Source organism: Halomonas garicola (assembly GCF_055382465.1).
This window is the reverse complement of the sequence record NZ_AP043931.1, coordinates 1793216-1808847: the sequence shown is the minus strand read 5'-3', so window position 1 is coordinate 1808847 and position 15632 is coordinate 1793216. Positions and strand designations below refer to the sequence as shown.

At 65.6% G+C, this 15632-nt stretch carries 14 protein-coding genes, 1 tRNA gene and 1 other RNA gene; 5 read left to right on the top strand and 11 right to left on the bottom strand.

The genetic code is table 11. The features are described 5' to 3' along the window. Window positions 1–112 precede the first annotated feature (112 nt). Genes betA through betI form a run of 3 tightly spaced genes read right to left on the bottom strand, consistent with a single transcriptional unit; the run spans window position 113 to window position 3931 of the window. Complete coding sequence (gene betA / locus ACZ46Y_RS08780) at window positions 113–1813, bottom strand: choline dehydrogenase (protein ID WP_311953242.1); 1701 nt, start codon at window positions 1811–1813, stop codon at window positions 113–115. Between the two features lie 20 nt (window positions 1814–1833). Further along, window positions 1834–3303, bottom strand: a complete 1470-nt coding sequence (gene betB, locus ACZ46Y_RS08775) for a betaine-aldehyde dehydrogenase (protein WP_311953240.1) — start codon at window positions 3301–3303, stop codon at window positions 1834–1836. After that, a complete protein-coding gene (gene betI, locus ACZ46Y_RS08770) occupies window positions 3293–3931 on the bottom strand; it encodes a transcriptional regulator BetI (RefSeq protein WP_311953237.1) in 639 nt (212 codons plus the stop codon). Before betI ends, betB begins: the two co-directional genes overlap by 11 nt. A gap of 185 nt (window positions 3932–4116) precedes the next feature. Here betI and ACZ46Y_RS08765 point away from each other — a divergent pair, with 185 nt between their 5' ends. From ACZ46Y_RS08765 to ffs, 3 genes are all read left to right on the top strand, one after another. Beyond that, complete coding sequence (locus ACZ46Y_RS08765) at window positions 4117–5061, top strand: choline ABC transporter substrate-binding protein (RefSeq protein ID WP_311953234.1); 945 nt, start codon at window positions 4117–4119, stop codon at window positions 5059–5061. A 97-nt stretch (window positions 5062–5158) separates the two neighbouring features. After that, a tRNA-Met gene (locus ACZ46Y_RS08760) sits at window positions 5159–5235 on the top strand. 41 nt (window positions 5236–5276) lie between these two features. Beyond that, an RNA gene (gene ffs, locus ACZ46Y_RS08755) (signal recognition particle sRNA small type) lies at window positions 5277–5373 on the top strand. A 106-nt stretch (window positions 5374–5479) separates the two neighbouring features. On the opposite strand, the gene ACZ46Y_RS08750 is transcribed toward ffs, so the two are convergent. From ACZ46Y_RS08750 to ACZ46Y_RS08720, 7 genes are all read right to left on the bottom strand, one after another. Continuing rightward, window positions 5480–5971 (bottom strand): DUF302 domain-containing protein, encoded by a 492-nt coding sequence (locus tag ACZ46Y_RS08750; RefSeq protein WP_311953231.1) that lies wholly within the window; start codon window positions 5969–5971, stop codon window positions 5480–5482. A gap of 96 nt (window positions 5972–6067) precedes the next feature. Beyond that, window positions 6068–7030 (bottom strand): hypothetical protein, encoded by a 963-nt coding sequence (locus ACZ46Y_RS08745; RefSeq protein ID WP_311953227.1) that lies wholly within the window; start codon window positions 7028–7030, stop codon window positions 6068–6070. Window positions 7031–7157: 127 nt separating this feature from the next. Next, window positions 7158–9128, bottom strand: a complete 1971-nt coding sequence (locus ACZ46Y_RS08740) for an acetoacetate--CoA ligase (protein WP_311953215.1) — start codon at window positions 9126–9128, stop codon at window positions 7158–7160. 66 nt (window positions 9129–9194) lie between these two features. Next, window positions 9195–10358, bottom strand: a complete 1164-nt coding sequence (locus ACZ46Y_RS08735; protein WP_311953209.1) for an MFS transporter — start codon at window positions 10356–10358, stop codon at window positions 9195–9197. Between the two features lie 31 nt (window positions 10359–10389). Next, on the bottom strand, window positions 10390–11355 hold the full coding sequence (locus ACZ46Y_RS08730; RefSeq protein ID WP_460541103.1) for an ABC transporter substrate-binding protein: 966 nt from the start codon (window positions 11353–11355) through the stop codon (window positions 10390–10392). A 131-nt stretch (window positions 11356–11486) separates the two neighbouring features. Further along, window positions 11487–12416 (bottom strand): ABC transporter substrate-binding protein, encoded by a 930-nt coding sequence (locus ACZ46Y_RS08725; RefSeq protein WP_311953200.1) that lies wholly within the window; start codon window positions 12414–12416, stop codon window positions 11487–11489. A gap of 125 nt (window positions 12417–12541) precedes the next feature. Further along, window positions 12542–13708, bottom strand: coding sequence for a TauD/TfdA family dioxygenase (locus ACZ46Y_RS08720; protein ID WP_311953194.1), 1167 nt, complete (start codon window positions 13706–13708; stop codon window positions 12542–12544). A 113-nt stretch (window positions 13709–13821) separates the two neighbouring features. Between ACZ46Y_RS08720 and ACZ46Y_RS08715 the strand changes: the two genes are divergently transcribed. Next, complete coding sequence (locus ACZ46Y_RS08715; protein ID WP_311953521.1) at window positions 13822–14706, top strand: LysR substrate-binding domain-containing protein; 885 nt, start codon at window positions 13822–13824, stop codon at window positions 14704–14706. 24 nt (window positions 14707–14730) lie between these two features. Next, entirely contained in the window at window positions 14731–15180 is a 450-nt protein-coding gene (locus tag ACZ46Y_RS08710) for an NUDIX hydrolase (RefSeq protein ID WP_311953189.1), read from the top strand. Here the strand turns inward: ACZ46Y_RS08710 and ACZ46Y_RS08705 are convergent. Further along, window positions 15177–15443, bottom strand: a complete 267-nt coding sequence (locus ACZ46Y_RS08705; protein WP_311953182.1) for a DksA/TraR family C4-type zinc finger protein — start codon at window positions 15441–15443, stop codon at window positions 15177–15179. The genes ACZ46Y_RS08710 and ACZ46Y_RS08705 overlap by 4 nt on opposite strands. Window positions 15444–15632 lie beyond the last annotated feature (189 nt).

Below are 15632 nucleotides of genomic sequence, written 5' to 3'. Positions count from 1 at the left end.
GTATCGCCGAAACCGTCGGCGCACAAAAAAAGCGCTGCGGCTCGGCCGCAGCGCTTGTTCATGGTAGGCGGTATCCTCGCCGGCCGGCGTTGGCCGCCGAGCCGGCATCGCCTCAGGTGGGGGTCGCCAGGTTGGCCTTTGCCGCCTCCTCGGCAGAAGCCCCATCCGCCACGTAGTAGGGCACCTCGCGGCGGGGCAGCGGCTCGCGGCCGCGGATCCGGTCGGCGATCTTTTCGGCAAGCATGATCGTCGGCGCGTTGAGGTTGCCGGTGGGGATCACCGGAAACAGCGAAGCGTCTACCACGCGTAGGCCGTCAACGCCGTGAACCCGGCCCTGGCCGTCGGTCACCGCCCCTTCATCCTCGCCCATGCGGCAGGTGCCGCAGGGGTGGTAGGCGGTTTCGGCGTTTTCCCGGATGAAGGTATCCAGCTCGGCGTCGCTCTGGGCGTCCGCTCCGGGGGCTATTTCGCGCCCCCGGTAGGCGTCGAACGCCGCCTGGCCGATGATCTCCCGGGTCAGGCGGATGCCGTCGCGGAACTCCTGCCAGTCCTTTTCCGTGGCCATGTAGTTGAACAGGATGCTGGGCGCGGCGCTGGGGTCTTTCGACGTGATCTGTACCCGGCCGCGGCTTTCCGAGCGCATGGAGCCGACGTGGGCCTGAAAGCCGTGGGCCTGCACCGCGCTTTTGCCGTTGTAGCTGATGGCGATGGGCAGAAAGTGATACTGCAGGTTGGGCCAGGCTTCGTCCTCGCTCGAGCGGATGAAGGCGCAGGCCTCGAACTGGTTGCTCGCGCCGATGCCGGTGCCGCCAAACAGCCACTGAGCGCCGATCTTGGGCTGGTTGTACCACTTGAGCGCGGGGTAGAGCGAAATCGGCTCCTTGCACTCGTACTGCAGGTACATTTCCAGATGGTCCTGGAGGTTTTCGCCTACGCCGGGCAGCGCCTTAACCGGCGTAATGCCGAAGCGCTCGAGCAGGGCCGGGTCGCCGACGCCCGAGCGCTGGAGAATCTGCGGCGAGGCAATCGCTCCGGCGCACAGCAGCACCTCGCGCCGGGCGTGAACCCGCTGCGGCTTGCCCTTGCGCGCGTAGCGCACGCCCAGGGCGCGCTTGCCGTCGAATTCGATGACGTCGGTCAGCGCGTGGGTTTCCACGGTCAGGTTATCGCGCTTTTTGGCGGTGTCGAGATACCCCCGGGCGGTGGAAGCGCGCCGGCCGTTGGGCGTGACGAAGCGGTCCATGGGGCCAAAGCCTTCCTGGCGATAGCCGTTGACGTCGTCGGTTTCGGCGTAGCCGGCCTGCACCCCGGCGTCGATAAAGGTGCGGTACAGCGGGTTGTTGCCCGGTTTGGGCGTGGCCACATCGATGGGCCCGTCGCCGCCGTGGTAGTCGTTGGCGCCGATGTCCCGGCGCTCGGACTTTCTGAAGTAGGGCAGGCAGCTGAGGTAATCCCAGTCCTCGAGCCCCGGGCGCTGCGCCCAGCTGTCATAGTCCAGGGCGTTGCCGCGGATGTAGCACATGCCGTTGATCAGTGAAGAGCCACCGAGGCCCTTGCCGCGCCCGCACTCCATGCGCCGGCCGCCCATGTGCGGCTCGGGCTCGGTATGAAAGGCCCAGTTGTTGCGCGTGCCCTGGAGCGGGTAGGCAAGCGCGGCGGGCATCTGGGTGCGGAAGTCCAGGCGGTAGTCGGGGCCGCCGGCCTCAAGCAGCAGCACGGTGGTGTCGCTGTCTTCGGTCAAGCGCGCGGCGAGCGCGTTGCCCGCCGAGCCGGCGCCGATGATGACGTAGTCGAATTCGCGTGTCCGGGACATGGCATTCTCCTTGAAGCGTATTAAAACGCCGACTCGAAGGGGCCCATTTCGACCTGGACCGACTTGGTCTGGGTGTAGTGGCCGAGGGTTTCGAGACCGTTCTCCCGGCCGATGCCGGACCGCTTGTAGCCGCCCACGGGCATTTCGGCGGGGGAGTCGCCCCAGGTGTTGATCCAGCAGATGCCGGCTTCGAGCTGGTGGATGACGCGGTGGGCGCGGTTGAGGCTCTCGCTGAACACGCCGGCGGCCAGCCCGTAGTCGGTGTCGTTGGCCCGACGAACGGCTTCGGCCTCGTCGTCAAAGGCGAGCAGCGACATCACCGGGCCGAAGATCTCCTCGCGCACGATGCGCATGTCGTCGCGGCAGTCGGTAAAGATAGTGGGCGCCGCCCAGGCGCCGCTGGCGAACGTGCCCTGAGTAAAGGCCGCGTCGTCGCCGGTCAGCACCCGCGCGCCTTCTGCGCGGCCCAGGGCGAGATAGGAAAGCACTTTTTCCTGATGCTCAAAGCTCACCAGCGGGCCGAAGTTGACCTCGGGGTCCAGCGGGTCGCCGGCGCGGATGCGCGCCACGCGCTCCAGCAGCTTTTCCTCGAAGGCGTCCTTGATCCCGCGCTCGACGAAGACCCGGGTGCCGTTGGTGCACACCTGGCCGCTGGAGTAGAAGTTGGCCATCATCGCGGCGTCGGCGGCGCGGTCCAGGTCGGCATCGGCAAACACCAGCAGCGGCGACTTGCCGCCAAGCTCCATGGTGACGTCCTTCAGCGTGGAGCCGCCGGCGTCGGCCATGACCTGACGGCCGGTGCCGGCTTCGCCGGTGAAGGTGATCTTGGCGATGTCCGGATGGCCGGTGAGCATTTTGCCCACGCGGCCGTCGCCCTGCACCACGTTGAACACGCCGTCGGGCAGGCCGGCGGCGGTGAGCGTCTCGGCCAGCTGCATTGCGGTGAGCGGGGTCACTTCGCTTGGCTTGAACACCACGGCGTTACCCGCGGCCAGCGCCGGGGCGGCCTTCCAGCAGGCGATCTGCAGCGGATAGTTCCACGCGCCGATGGCGCCGATCACGCCCAGCGGCTCCCGGCGGGTATAGACAAAGGAGCTTTCGCGCAGCGGAATCTGGCTGCCTTCCAGGGCAGGGGCCAGGCCGGCGTAGTACTCCAGGGCGTCGGCGCCGGTCTGAACGTCCACTTCGATGGTTTCGCTCAGCGGCTTGCCGGTGTTGCGGGTTTCAAGCTCGGCCAGGGCGTCGTTTTGCTCGCGCAGCATGGCAGCGGCGCGGTTGAGCACCCGGCCGCGCTCCATGCCGGTCATGGCGGCCCAGGTTTTCTGGCCCCGGACGGCGCTGGCGACTGCGGTATCGACGTCTTCCTCGCTTGCCTGGCCGACGCTTGCCAGCCGGGTGGCATCAAAGGGATTGGTCACGTCGAAGGTGTCGCCCGAGGTAGCGGCGACGGTGCGGCCGTCGATATAGAGCGGCTGGATGTCATTCATCATGGGTCTCTCCTATGGCGGCGGACGGCGATGCCGGCGCGCCGCCGTGTTGGGCCAAAAGCTGGTCAAGGCAAGCGAAGGCGAGGCGTCGGGCGCCTTCGGCGCCGAGCCCTTCGGGAGTGAGCGCGCCGCGCAGCCAGAGGCCGTCGATCATTGCCGCCAGGCCCCGGGCGGCGTCCTGCGCTTCGGCGCGGGGCATCACCCGGGAAAAATGGAAGCACAGATTGGCGTACAGCCGGCGATCGTTGACGTTTTGCAGCCGCGCCAGGTCGGGCTTATGCATGCTGCTCGTCCAGAACGCCAGCCAGGTCTTGGCGGCGGGCCCGGTGACCTGGGAGTCATCGAAGTTGCCCTCGATCACCGCGCCGAGGCAGGCCCGGGGCGAATCATCGTCAAGCGCGCGGCGGCGCTCGCCGACGGCGTTGCCAAGGTCGGTGAGGATCTGGCGCATGGTGGCTTCCAGAAGGCCGTCCTTGCCGCCGAAATAGTGGCTGATGATGCCTGCCGAGACGCCCGCCCGGCGGGCGATGCGCAAAATGGTCGCGTCGGCGAGCCCCGCCTCGTCAATGGCGTTCATGGTGGCGCTGATCAGCTGCCGGCGGCGCAGCGGCTCGTTTCCTACCTTGGGCACGGCGTACTCTCCCGAAACTCGTTGAACAAGACACGCTAAAACGGCCGATTATGCCATTGTCCGGCGGCGCTATGCGCCATGGCGTTGATGCCTTGCCCTTGAAACCAGCATGAAGGCGTGATTACCTGTGCAGGGTGACATTTTTTTATTGAACGTTCAATTAATAACGTATTCGGAGGAATCCCATGAGCTTCTCTGCTCCCTCACCCTTGCGCTGGGTGGCCGCGCTGACGCTCGCCGCCGGCGTGCCGGCGACCGCGATGGCCCAGCAGTGCGACACCGTGCGCTTCGCCGAAGTCGGCTGGACCGACATCACCGCCACCACCGCGCTCACCGCCGAAGTGCTGGAAGGCCTGGGCTATGACACTCGGGTGGACACCGTTTCCGTGCCGATTGCCTACTCGGGCATGAAGAACAACGACTTTGACGTCTTTCTCGGCAACTGGATGCCGACTATGGCCACCATCAGCGACAGGTACGTCGACGGCGGCAGCGTCGAGCGTCTGGAGGCCAACCTCGAAGGCGCCAAGTACACCCTGGCCGTTCCCCAGTACGTCCACGACGCCGGGGTGACCTCGGTGACCGATCTTGCCGACCACGCGGACAAGTTCGATTCGCGCATCCACGGCATCGAGGCCGGCAACGACGGCAACCAGATGATCCAGGACATGATCGACGACGGCGCCTACGGCCTGGACGGCTGGCAGCTGGTGGACTCAAGCGAAGCGGGCATGCTCTCAGAGCTCAAGGCCCGCACGCCCAAGGAGAAGTGGATGGTGTTTCTGGGCTGGGAGCCGCACCCGATGAACTCCAACTTCGACATGGCCTATCTGTCCGGCGCCGACGACTATTTCGGCCCTGACTTCGGCGGCGCCACGGTGTACACCAACGCCCGCGAAGGCTACGTGGACGAGTGCCCCAACGTCGGCGCGCTGCTGGACAACCTGACGTTTACCCTGGAAATGGAAAACCAGCTGATGGCAAGCATCATGGACGAGGGCGAAGATCCTCGGGATGCCGCCCGCGCCTACCTGACGGCCAACGACGAGCTGCTCGACGAATGGCTTGACGGCGTCACCACCGTTGACGGCGAGCCGGGCGCGCCTGCGGTGCGCTCCGCGCTTAACTGATTCGGATCGAATGACGTCATCGGCGGCAAGGGCAGGAAAAAAGGGCTTGCCTTTGCCGCTATCCGCGGGCATAATGCTGCCCCGCTGATGGCGAAAAGGCTACGTAGCTCAGTTGGTTAGAGCACATCACTCATAATGATGGGGTCCCCTGTTCGAATCAGGGCGTAGCCACCACAGCGAACAAGCGCAGGCCCAGCCTGCGGCGATGGTGGCCCCTCAGGTCCTCCCGCAACGCTAAACTGCAAACCCCGCCAGGCCCGGAAGGGAGCAACGGTAGTGGTGGACGCGTGTGCCGGGATGCGGCTTTTGGGGCCGCCTCCATTTTAGCTTCTCTATTATATCCTTTCTTATTCGTTCTCCGTCTCAGGCGCTTCCCTGCGCGCTATCCGAACGTTGTCCTCTGGCGTTGCCCATTGGCTTATTCCAGCGCGTCCTTTGCCACCGACTCGAAGTCGGCCTCGAGCGCTTCGGCAGCCTCGGCCAGGGCGTCGCCGCCTTCTTCCATATAGGGCTCATAAACGGACGTCGGAAGCTTATAGGATAGCGTGGCGGTGCCGTCGGGGGCTTCGGTGACGTACATGCGGATCGGCGCTTCGATCATCGCGGCGGTGGAGGCGTGCAGAACGGTCACGGCGTAGTCGTTATTGAACAGGCCAATGACGCGATTGCCGGGAATGTCGACGCCGCGATCGGCGGCCGCCTGGGTCGGGCCGGCTTCGGTGACGACGCCGAGGTCGCTCGCCTCGGCAGCGGCCTTGACGCTATCGACCAGCGATGGGTACGACATCTCGCTTTGGTGCACGGCCCAGCCGTCACGGTCTTCGACGGTGGGCAGGGTGTCCTGCGCCCAGGCAGAGGTGGTGGCGAGAAGGGCGCAGCCGAGAAGGCTGGAGTAGATCAGTTTATACATAGAATGCTCCGGGGTCGGGGTTGAAAACCGGGTTTGAAAGGAGGGTTTGAAAGGAGGGTTTGAAAACATGGAGAGAAGGCGCCGGGACTCAACGGCTTAGAGAATCTCTACACCTTCACATTTATAATGGCCGATCAGGGTGTCTTCCTGCAGGACGTTGCCCTCAAGGTCAAAGCAGAACAGGTAGGTTTCCGTGCGGTCATTGATTTCCACACTTTTCAGGCCAATACACTCGTCGGTACGGCCGGGAACCAGCTTGAAGGAAGACACGCCGCGCTCGGGTATTCGCTCACCGACCTCCAGCGTTTTGATGTCGCTGAAGTCGGCGCTGGCGATGATCAGCGTATTGCCGCCGCGCTCTCGCTCGTCTACGGCTTCCTCGAACGGCGTCGTGGAAATTTTCCGTGGGAAGAAAATCCAGCACTGGCGGTAGGGGTGCCATTCCGCTGCCTCATGGGTCACGTAGCCTTGTTCGCCCACCCCCAGGGCATCGCGGATGCGCTGGTAGTGACGATGCCAGTTTGCGCTTTCCAGACTGTAGTGGCGGTCCAAAATCTTGATCCATTCTTCCTGGGCGTTCTTGCCGTGGCTGCCGACGATCATCCGGTCGTCTTTCAGGGTGGCCCATTCGCTCTTGAAGCCCTTGAACTGTTCGTCGCCGCTGCCGGTCATGAGGATGTGGCGGGGCACCAGCTGGTGGTTGTGGCGGATTTCGCACACCAGGCCGGTACGATCATCGAAGGTGATCAGCCGCTCGCCGAACAGCACCAGCTCGGAGAATTCGGCGCCGCGGCCGCTCTCCGCGATCAGGCTGATCAGCCGATGTTCTCCGCCTTCCTTATGTGGACTTGCTGCCATGCGGTAGCGGGCGCTGCCGGTGGCCGGATCCAGGTGACGATAGAGCTTGTCGTAGCGCAGCGTGGACTGCCAGGCCGTTTGCCCGTCCTCAAGCTCTACCTGGGAGGCGTGATCTTCATCCGTGATGATGGCGAGGGTGTATTCGTCCGTCGTCTCGTCATAGCGCTCAAGACGCTGTCGATCCGGGTGCTGGGCGGGCATAAGGCGCCTCCTGTGATGGGTACAGCCAGGGCGGATCCTGGATGACTCGGCTTTAGTGGCCGCAAAGCCTGCCGGATCGACGCTAATCCAGCAGGCTTTGTCATTCAAGGCCGGGAGGCGCGAGGCCTCAGGCCGTGCCGTCGGCGAGGGCGGCGTACTCGTCCAGGCAGTCGGGGTTGCGCAGCGAGCCGCGGTTTTTCACCGGCTTGCCGGTGACCAGCTGCAGCACGGCTTTTTCCACCTTCTTGCCGTTGAAGGTGTAGGGGACCGCAGCTACCGGGAAAATGCGCTTGGGGACGTGGCGCGGCGACGCCTCGGCGCGTAGGCGCTTGCGGATGGTGTCGCGCAGGGCGTCGTCGAGCGAGCGGCCGCCCGCGGGCACGACGAACAGCCACAGGTCCATGTTGCCGTCGCCGGTGGGATAGCCGACCACCACCGAATCGTCGACCTCATCCAGCGCTTCGACGACGCGATAGATTTCCGACGGCCCCATGCGTACCCCGCCGGGCTTGAGCATGGTGTCGCTGCGCCCGGTGATCACTACGCCGCCGGTGGGCCGCATTTCGGCGACGTCGCCGTGGGTCCAGACGTCGTCGCGGTCGCTGAAGTAGGTGTCCAGGTACCGCTGGCGACCGTCTTCTCCCCAGAACGCCAGCGGCATGGAGGGGAAGGGCTCGGTGCAGACGACATCCCCCTCGCGGCCGAAGATGGGGATATCCCGCTCGTCGACCACGGCCATGGCCATGCCCATCCCGGGGCCCTGGATTTCGCCCCGGTACACGGGCTCCGCCGGGTTGCCCATAACAAAGCAGCCGAGAATCTCGGTACCGCCGGAGATGGAGGCCAGGCAAAGGTCGGACGCCACGGCGTCGTAGACCCAGTCGAAGAGGTTGGCCGTCAGCGGCGCGCCCGAGGTGAGGATCATGCGCAGCGCGGCCAGGTCGTGGGTATCCCCCGGGCGGTAGTCGCCGTCCATCATCAGCTTGAGATACTGCGGGCTGGTGCCGAAGTGGGTGGCGCCGGTCTCGGCGACCAGGCGCCAGAGCAGGTCGGTATCGGTGTTCCCTTCGGCGTCGATCTTGGGCACCGCGGCGCCGTCGTAAAGCACCAGCGTCGCCCCGCTGGCCAGGGTAGTGACCATCCAGTTGTACATCATCCAGGCGGTCGAGGTGTAATAGAGCACGCGATCGCCGGGGCCGATGTCGCAGTGCAGCATGTGCTCCTTGCGGTGCTCGATGAGCGTGCCGCCGGTGCTGTGGACGATGCACTTGGGAAGCCCGGTGGTGCCCGAGGTATAGATGATGTAGAGCGGGTGGTTGAAGTCGAAGCGCGGATAGTCCGGCACCTCGGCGCTGCCGGCGGCAAGCTCGCCCAGCCGGGAAACCCCTATCGGCGCGGCGTCGATCTCATCGTCATTGGTCAGCAGCACTTGCTCGACGCCAAGCGTTTTGGCTACGGTGCCGATGCGCTCGCCCAGCTCGTGGATCTTGCCGTTGTAGCGGTAGCGAGACACTGCCACGAGGACCTTTGGCTCGATCTGGCCGAAGCGGTCGAGTACGCCCGAGACGCCGAACTCCGGCGCGCATACCGACCAGATGGCGCCGATCGAGGCGGTGGCCAGCACCATGACCAAAGTGTCCAGGCTGTTGGGCATGAGTCCCGCGACTCGGTCGTTTTCTTCGACGCCGAGGCGTCGCAGCGCCTGCTGGGCGCCGGCGACCCGGGCGCGCAGCTCGGCCAGGGTGACTTCGTTGCCCAGGCCGCGCTCGTCGCTTTCGATGACGGCCACGCTTGCGGGGTCGCCGGCCAGCATGTTCTCGGCAAAGTTGATCGTCGCGCCGTCAAAAAAGCGCGCTTCCATCATGCGTTTGCCGCTTGGCGTGGTCAGCACTTGGTCGTAAGGGCTCGCCTTGAGCTGCGCAAAGTCCCAGAATTCGGCCCAGAAGTCTTCCAGGCAGGCCACCGAGTAGCGGTGCAGGTCCGCGTAGCCGGCATTTTCCAGGCCCACTTGCCTGGCAAAGCGCATCATCTGTGTTGCCTGGCGCTGGCGCTCGGAGGGCGCCCAGCAGCGGGTTGGGGCAATGTCTGTGTAGCTCATGGTTGTCCGTCGTGCAGGTGAATGGAGAAATTTGGCAGCGCCGGCAGCGACCGCGCGTTGCGCTGGTTACCGGGCTAAACGGGTGTGTTCCGGCAGGCCCGCGGCCAGCGGGACGCTGATCATCCCGCCGACCAGAGCGACCCACAGCGGCGCCTCCGGCCCCCAGTGAGCGGCCACCGGCCCCAGGATCATAATGCCCAGCGCCGCCAGGCCGTTGGAAAGGCCCAGCGCCAGCCCGGACCCCAGCGAACGGTTTTCGGGGAGGATATCCTGGGCGATGAGCACGCTCAGCGGCAGCGTGGCAAAGAGGCTGATCCCCAAAACGCCGAGCACCAGCCACAGCCAGCCGCCGCTTGCCAGCAGAAAAGCGGCGAGCATCAAAGTGGCCAGGCACATGGCGGCGATCAGCAGCGGCCGGCGGCCGATTTTATCGGACAGGTGGCCGCCGCCTACGTTGCCGATCACGCCGACCACCAGCATCACCGTGATAAAGCTGGCGCCGGTGGTCAGCGAGCCGCCGGTCTGCGCCCAGGCGACCGGGACAAAGGTGATGATCGAAAAAATCATCAGCGAACGCAGGGTGGAAAAGGCGGTGAGCCGGGTAATGGGGCCGGCGTGCTGGCGCCAGGCGATCGGCGTGGCTTGGGTCGTGCGCGCCGACAGCCGCGGGGCAAACCGCAAGAGCAGCGGCAGGGTAAAAAGCGCCGGCAGCGCGAGAATCCACAGGTAGCCAAGCCCCCACTGCACCACCACCCAGCTGGCGATGGCCGGCCATACCCCGCGGCCCACTTCGCCGCCGACCATGAAGATCGACATGGACATGCCCGGCCGGTTGCCGCCCAGCTGGCGGATGCCGGCCAGCGCCTGGGGGTGGAAAAACGAGTTGGCGATGCCGATCAGCGCCAGCACCCCAAGCAATGACCAAAAGTGGGTGACAAAGCCGACCAGCGCCCCGCCCAGAGACGAGCCGGCCAGCCCCAAAACGACCATGATGCGCCCGCCCACGCGGTCGGCCAGCAGGCCCACCAGCGGCTGCAGCGCCTGGCCCATCAGCAGCGCGGCCATGATGGTGCCCGCAAGCGCCACCGACAGATTCAGCGAAACAAGAATCGCCGGCAGTACGCCGGGCAAATAGTTGGCCGCACCGTCGTTGAGAAAGTGCGCCCAGCTCATGCCCGCCAGGCGACGGGGCTGGGGGGTAGCCGATTCAGGGGAGGGGGCAGGTGCCATGGGCTATCTCCAGAGGTTGCCGCCTAAGCGACTACAGCAGCTGTTCGCGCACCGCTTCCATGGCGGGGTCGCCGTCACGGGTGGTGACGCTGTCAAGCCACTCGGCCACGGTATCCTCGTGCGCGGTGATCCATTCGCCGGCGACGTCTTCGGCGTCGCGCTCTTCACGCGAGTAGGCGTTGACCCATTCGCTCTGGACATCGCTGCCCACCACGAACTGCTCAAAGAAACGCGCGACGTTGGGATCCAAGTCTTCAAGGTCGGAGCGCACCACCGTTGCCACATGGCCTTCCAGCTCGGCGGCGCCGGAGTTGTCGGCATCCTCGAGGTAGTGCATGTCGTAGGCGACGTTCATCCAGTGCGGCTGCCAGCCGATGAAGGCGACCCATTCGTCCTTCTCGACCTTCTGGCCTACCTGGGCGAGCATGGCCGAGGCGCTGGATTCCTGCAGCTGCCAGTCGCCGAGCCCGAAGCGCTCTTCGTCGATGACCTTGAGGACGGCGTCGTTGATGCCCGAGCCGGCTTCAATGCCGTAGATGCGGCTGCCGAAGCGATCCGCGTGCTCGTCAAGGTCGGTGATGCTGCGCACGCCCGCCTGCCAGGCGTTGTCGGTGACGGCGATACCGGTGATCGCCGACGGGATGTTGTCGACAATTTCGATGACCGAGCCGTCCTCGAGCAGCGGCGCGAGCATGTCCCGCTCCTGGGGGTACCAGCCGGCCAGGTAGGCTTCGAGATCGCCCTGGGAGAGCGCGTTGAGAATCACGCTGACGGCCAGCTGACGCTGCTGGGTATCATAGCCAAGCGCTTCCAGAAGCTGGCTGGCGACTTCGCTCTTGACCGTAATGCCCGGCCACGGAGGGACGCCGAAACGCACTTCATCCAGGGTGTGCTGCGCGGACGCTGCCTGGGCGACGGGCATCGCCAGCAGAGCGAGCAGGCCCGTCGAGAGTACGCCGTTCATCAAAGGGCGCCGTGGGGTGGGGGGTAGGGTCATAGCGATGCCTCGCGTCGTGAAAATGGACCCCCTAGCCTGCATGAAGCCGGCAAAAAATGCCATTGCCCCGCCGTATCGGCTGCGTTTCACCGCCGGGTGATGACGCCGGGCGGGGCGGTAAGCCGGGAGGCTTACAGGCTGGCCTCGACCGCCGGCCAGGCCGGATCGCCGTCGCGGGTCGTCACGCCTTCCAGCATGGCCTGAACGCGCTCGGGGTGGTCTTCCAGCCACTCCCGGGCGACGACGTCCGGAGCGCGCTCCTTTTGCCCGAACTCGTTGATCATCCAGCTCTGCTCTTCGGCGGAGAAGGTAAAGTTTTTAAAGAAGCCGACCAGGTTGGCGTGGCCGTCGGCATAGGGGGTGCGCATCAGCGTCAGCACCTGGCTTTCGCCGTTGTTCTCGCCGAACAGGTCCTTGGGGTCGTCGAGGTAGCGCATGTCGAACTCAAGGTTCATCCAGTGGGGGCGCCAGCCGACCCAGACAATGGGCTCTTCGCGCTCGATGGCGTTGCGCGCCGCGCCGAGCATGGCGACCACGCTGGTATCTGCCAGCTGCCAGTCGCCGAGCCCCCAGGCGTCGCTATCGATGGCCTTGTCGAGCACCTGGCTTGCCGCCGAGCCGGCGCCGAAGCTGTGGATCTTGCCGTCGAAGAGATCGCGGTTTTCGTCCAGATCGGCAAAGCTTTGGATGCCCTGCTCGTAGAGGTAGTCGGGGACGACCAGGGTCATTTGCGCGCCGTCGACGTTATTGACCACCGTGGTGATCGCGCCGCTTTCATCGAGCGGCGTATAAAGCGGCTCCTGGGCGGGAAGCCAGCCGCCCAGAAAGACGTCGAGGTCGCCGGTGTCGAGCCCCTGGTAGATGATCTGGATACCCACTTCCTGGGTATTGGCGGTGTAGCCCATCGGCGCGAGAAGCTGGCTGGCTATCTCCGTCTTGACGGTGATGCCGGGCCAGGCGGGTACGCCGATATTGACGGTGCCGTCATCGCTTTGGGCCGGGCCTGCCAGGCCAAGCGTCAGGGGGAGGGGTATTAGTGCAGCGGTCAGGGGAATACGCATTCACATACCTTTGTTGAATAGTGGCAGTTAAACATTAGCGGCTAAACGTTGGCGATAAAACAACGTTGGCAGTTAAACGCTGCCACGCTATAGATGGCGGCGTATGGGCGGGGCGAGCGCTGGCCTTACGCCCGGCGGGCCAGCACCCGCAAGCGCGACTCCAGCAGGTCAAGGTCCAGATAGGTGCCTTGCAGGTGCCGCCGGCCGCTTTCGGGGTTGAAGGCCTTGCGCCCGTGGAGCATGCGGCGGTTGTCGAAGGCGACCATTTGCCCGGGTGCCAGGGAAAACTCGAGCTGCTGGTTGGGCTCGTGCACCAGATGCCAGAACTCGCGGTAGGCCCGGTACCAGGCGTCGGCCTGCTCCGGGGGCAGGTGCAGGGTGTCGCGTATCCAGTTGTTGAAGCGCACTTCTAAAAGCTCGCCGTCGGCGCCCAGGGTGAGGATGGGCGCGCGCCAGGCAATGTCGTGGTGATCGTCCTGGAAGCGAAAGTCGATGGGCGTTTCGCTGAGCAGCCGGAACGCCTCCGGCGAGCGTTCGCGGAGCGCTGTGGCGGCGGCAAAGCCGTCGCTGAAGGTGGACTCGCCGCCGTCGGCGCCGTTTTCCAGGCAGTAGAGCAGCTGGATATCCGGCGGCTGGCGCCAGTTGGGCAGATCGGTATGCGGCGCCAGGCCGATCGCCGTGTAGGCGGCATTGTTGGGGTTGGGCTTGGAGCGCACGTCGAACCGCGCGCCGAAGTTGGTCGGGCGCAGCGGGCCGATGCGCTCGGCCAGGCGGCTAACCTCTTCGTCGGCCAACGGGCCGTTGTCCAACAGCACCAGACCGTCGCGCAGCAGGGCGTCAAGCCAGGCGCGCTCGCCCTCGGCGCTGCCGGTAAAGTCGGCGTGGTCGACGCTGACCGGCTGAAAGCCCTCGGCCCAGGGGCGGCGCGCGGGGATAGTGTCGCCTGGCGTTTGGCCGGGACGGCGCTGATGTAGCCAGCCGGCGTCGAAGCGGCTCTGGTGGTCGTCGGCCCAGACAAGCTCAAGGTTGCCTTCCATCAGCTGCGCCCCGGGGGCGCGCTCGGGAGGCTCGAGGGGAATCGTCAGGCGCTCCCGGGTTTTGGCGTGCCGGCACTCGGGGCAGGGGCAGTGATCGCGCAGCCAGGTCAGGGAAAAGGCCGACTGTTCGCCGCTTTCCCAGGTCAGGGTGAGGCGGTCGCTGGCGGTCTCGGCGCGCATCAGAGCGGGGCCTCCGGCGTAATCGCTTAGCTCGCCCATGGGCAAAACGGGGCGCTGTTCGGCGGCTGTGGTCATATTGACTCCTTGGTGACGTCTTGGCTGCGTGGCAAGGATGGAGCTTGCCCGGCACCGTCACAAACGATTAATCTGGCCGCTATGACCCGATATAACTTATGCCAGACTTTTTCATGAGCGCGCTGCCGCCGCTAATCTGGCTGCAGGCCTTCGAATCTGCCGCCCGAACATTGAGCTTTACCGCCGCCGGCCAGGAGCTGGGCGTGACCCAGGCGGCCATCAGCCAGCGCGTACGCCTGCTCGAAGACCGCCTGGGCCAGCGGCTTTTTGTCCGCCATCCGCGCAGCCTGAGCCTTACGCCGGCGGGGCAGGCGTGGCTGCCGAGCCTTCAGGACGGCTTCACCCGGCTGACCGAAGGCACTCGGGAAGTGTTCGGCGACGCCAGCGACGCGCCGGTCACCCTGCGCACCACGCCGGTGGTGCAGCAGAACTGGCTGGCACCGCGGCTACCCGCCTTCCGGCGGCAGCATTCCGGAGTGGCGCTGCGGCTCGTCAGCGCCATCTGGCCGGACGATTTCGGCCCCGAAGGCGCCGATCTGGAAATACGCTATGGTGAGGGTGCCTGGCCCGGCATGGAGGCGCTGCCGCTTGGCGGAGAGACTATGCTGCCGGTGTGCTCCCCGGCGCTGGCCGAAGCGATTGCCCGGCCGGAAGACCTGGCAGCGCATACCCTGCTGCACGCGGCGGGGTTTGCCGTCGGCTGGCCTACCTGGCTGGATGCCGTGGGAGTGCCGGCGCTTTCTTCGCGCTGCGCGCCGCTAATCTGCGATACCCAGACCATGACGCTCGCGCTTGCCGCCCAGGGCGAAGGCGTTGCCTTGACCCACCGCCGGCTGGTAGAGCACCGCCACGACCTCGTGGTCGCGCTTAACCGACCGGTAGAAAGCCACGAAGGGTTCTGGCTAGTGCGCCCGGCGCGGCCCCGGCCGCGGCCAGAGGCCGCACTGCTTTGGGATTGGCTGAAGGATCGGCTAGATTCAGCAAGCCTTGAGGAATAACCGCCCAGCAACCCGGGGGAAATAATGGCAGAGAAGCAACAACAGACGCAGCAGGGCGGTGCCGTACGGCCGGTGCCGGCCGTTATCTCGGTGGTGGTCAAGGGCGACTCCGCGCTGCTGGTGCAGCGTTCCAAATCGCCGAACAAGGGTTTCTGGGGCTTTCCCGGCGGCAGGATCGAGCCGGGGGAGACGGTACACGAGGCCGCCGTGCGCGAGCTTCGCGAAGAAACCGGGCTAAACGCCGCCGCCGAACGCGTGCTCACCGCCATTGACGTGCTCGACCGCGATGCCGGGGCCGCGCTTAAGCACCATTTCGTGCTCATCGCCGTGCTCTGCTGCGAGCCGAGCGGTACTCTCGCCGCCGCCAGCGATGCCCTTGACGCCCGCTGGTTCCGGCTCGACGAGATCGAAAACCCCGCCCTTGCCACCAGCGCCAGAGTGATCGACCTGGCCCGGGAGGCGATGGGGAGCTAGCGCAGCTGGCTGTCTTTACTGGCCCGCCGGTTGATGCCGCTTGAGGCGGCCTGATGCTTTTCCGCTTCGGCCTGGCAGTGAATACACAGCTGCACGCCGGGGATGGCTTCGCGACGCGCCTGAGGAATCGGCGCATCGCACTCTTCGCAAAACTCCGCCGAGTCGCCGGCGTGCAGACCGCTTCTGGCACGCTCTACGGCGTCTTCAACGCTTGCGTCAATCTGATCTTGTACGGCGCCGTCGCGCGCCCAGCCGCCTGCCATTGTGAGCACCTGAACGTTGTGAGCTTTACGTCGATGATACCCGTTACCGCACGGTTTGTGCACAACCCCAGTCGATGCCGACCGCCAAGAGCGCGGTGACCTGGATGCCCATGCCGTACTCGTTCATATAATAGCGGATGAGCCACAGTGACATGCTGGCAGAGCCATGACTACACTGAGGGGAGTCTT

What these genes read in the sequence shown, in the direction of transcription:
- betA (WP_311953242.1), bottom strand. Translation starts at nt 1,813, where the DNA reads ATGTCCCGGACACGCGAATTCGACTACGTCATCATCGGCGCCGGCTCG.
- betB (WP_311953240.1), bottom strand. Translation starts at nt 3,303, where the DNA reads ATGATGAATGACATCCAGCCGCTCTATATCGACGGCCGCACCGTCGCC.
- ACZ46Y_RS08765 (WP_311953234.1), top strand. Translation starts at nt 4,117, where the DNA reads ATGAGCTTCTCTGCTCCCTCACCCTTGCGCTGGGTGGCCGCGCTGACG.
- ACZ46Y_RS08750 (WP_311953231.1), bottom strand. Translation starts at nt 5,971, where the DNA reads ATGTATAAACTGATCTACTCCAGCCTTCTCGGCTGCGCCCTTCTCGCC.
- ACZ46Y_RS08745 (WP_311953227.1), bottom strand. Translation starts at nt 7,030, where the DNA reads ATGCCCGCCCAGCACCCGGATCGACAGCGTCTTGAGCGCTATGACGAG.
- ACZ46Y_RS08740 (WP_311953215.1), bottom strand. Translation starts at nt 9,128, where the DNA reads ATGAGCTACACAGACATTGCCCCAACCCGCTGCTGGGCGCCCTCCGAG.
- ACZ46Y_RS08735 (WP_311953209.1), bottom strand. Translation starts at nt 10,358, where the DNA reads ATGGCACCTGCCCCCTCCCCTGAATCGGCTACCCCCCAGCCCCGTCGC.
- ACZ46Y_RS08730 (WP_460541103.1), bottom strand. Translation starts at nt 11,355, where the DNA reads ATGACCCTACCCCCCACCCCACGGCGCCCTTTGATGAACGGCGTACTC.
- ACZ46Y_RS08725 (WP_311953200.1), bottom strand. Translation starts at nt 12,416, where the DNA reads ATGCGTATTCCCCTGACCGCTGCACTAATACCCCTCCCCCTGACGCTT.
- ACZ46Y_RS08720 (WP_311953194.1), bottom strand. Translation starts at nt 13,708, where the DNA reads ATGACCACAGCCGCCGAACAGCGCCCCGTTTTGCCCATGGGCGAGCTA.
- ACZ46Y_RS08715 (WP_311953521.1), top strand. Translation starts at nt 13,822, where the DNA reads ATGAGCGCGCTGCCGCCGCTAATCTGGCTGCAGGCCTTCGAATCTGCC.
- ACZ46Y_RS08710 (WP_311953189.1), top strand. Translation starts at nt 14,731, where the DNA reads ATGGCAGAGAAGCAACAACAGACGCAGCAGGGCGGTGCCGTACGGCCG.
- ACZ46Y_RS08705 (WP_311953182.1), bottom strand. Translation starts at nt 15,443, where the DNA reads ATGGCAGGCGGCTGGGCGCGCGACGGCGCCGTACAAGATCAGATTGAC.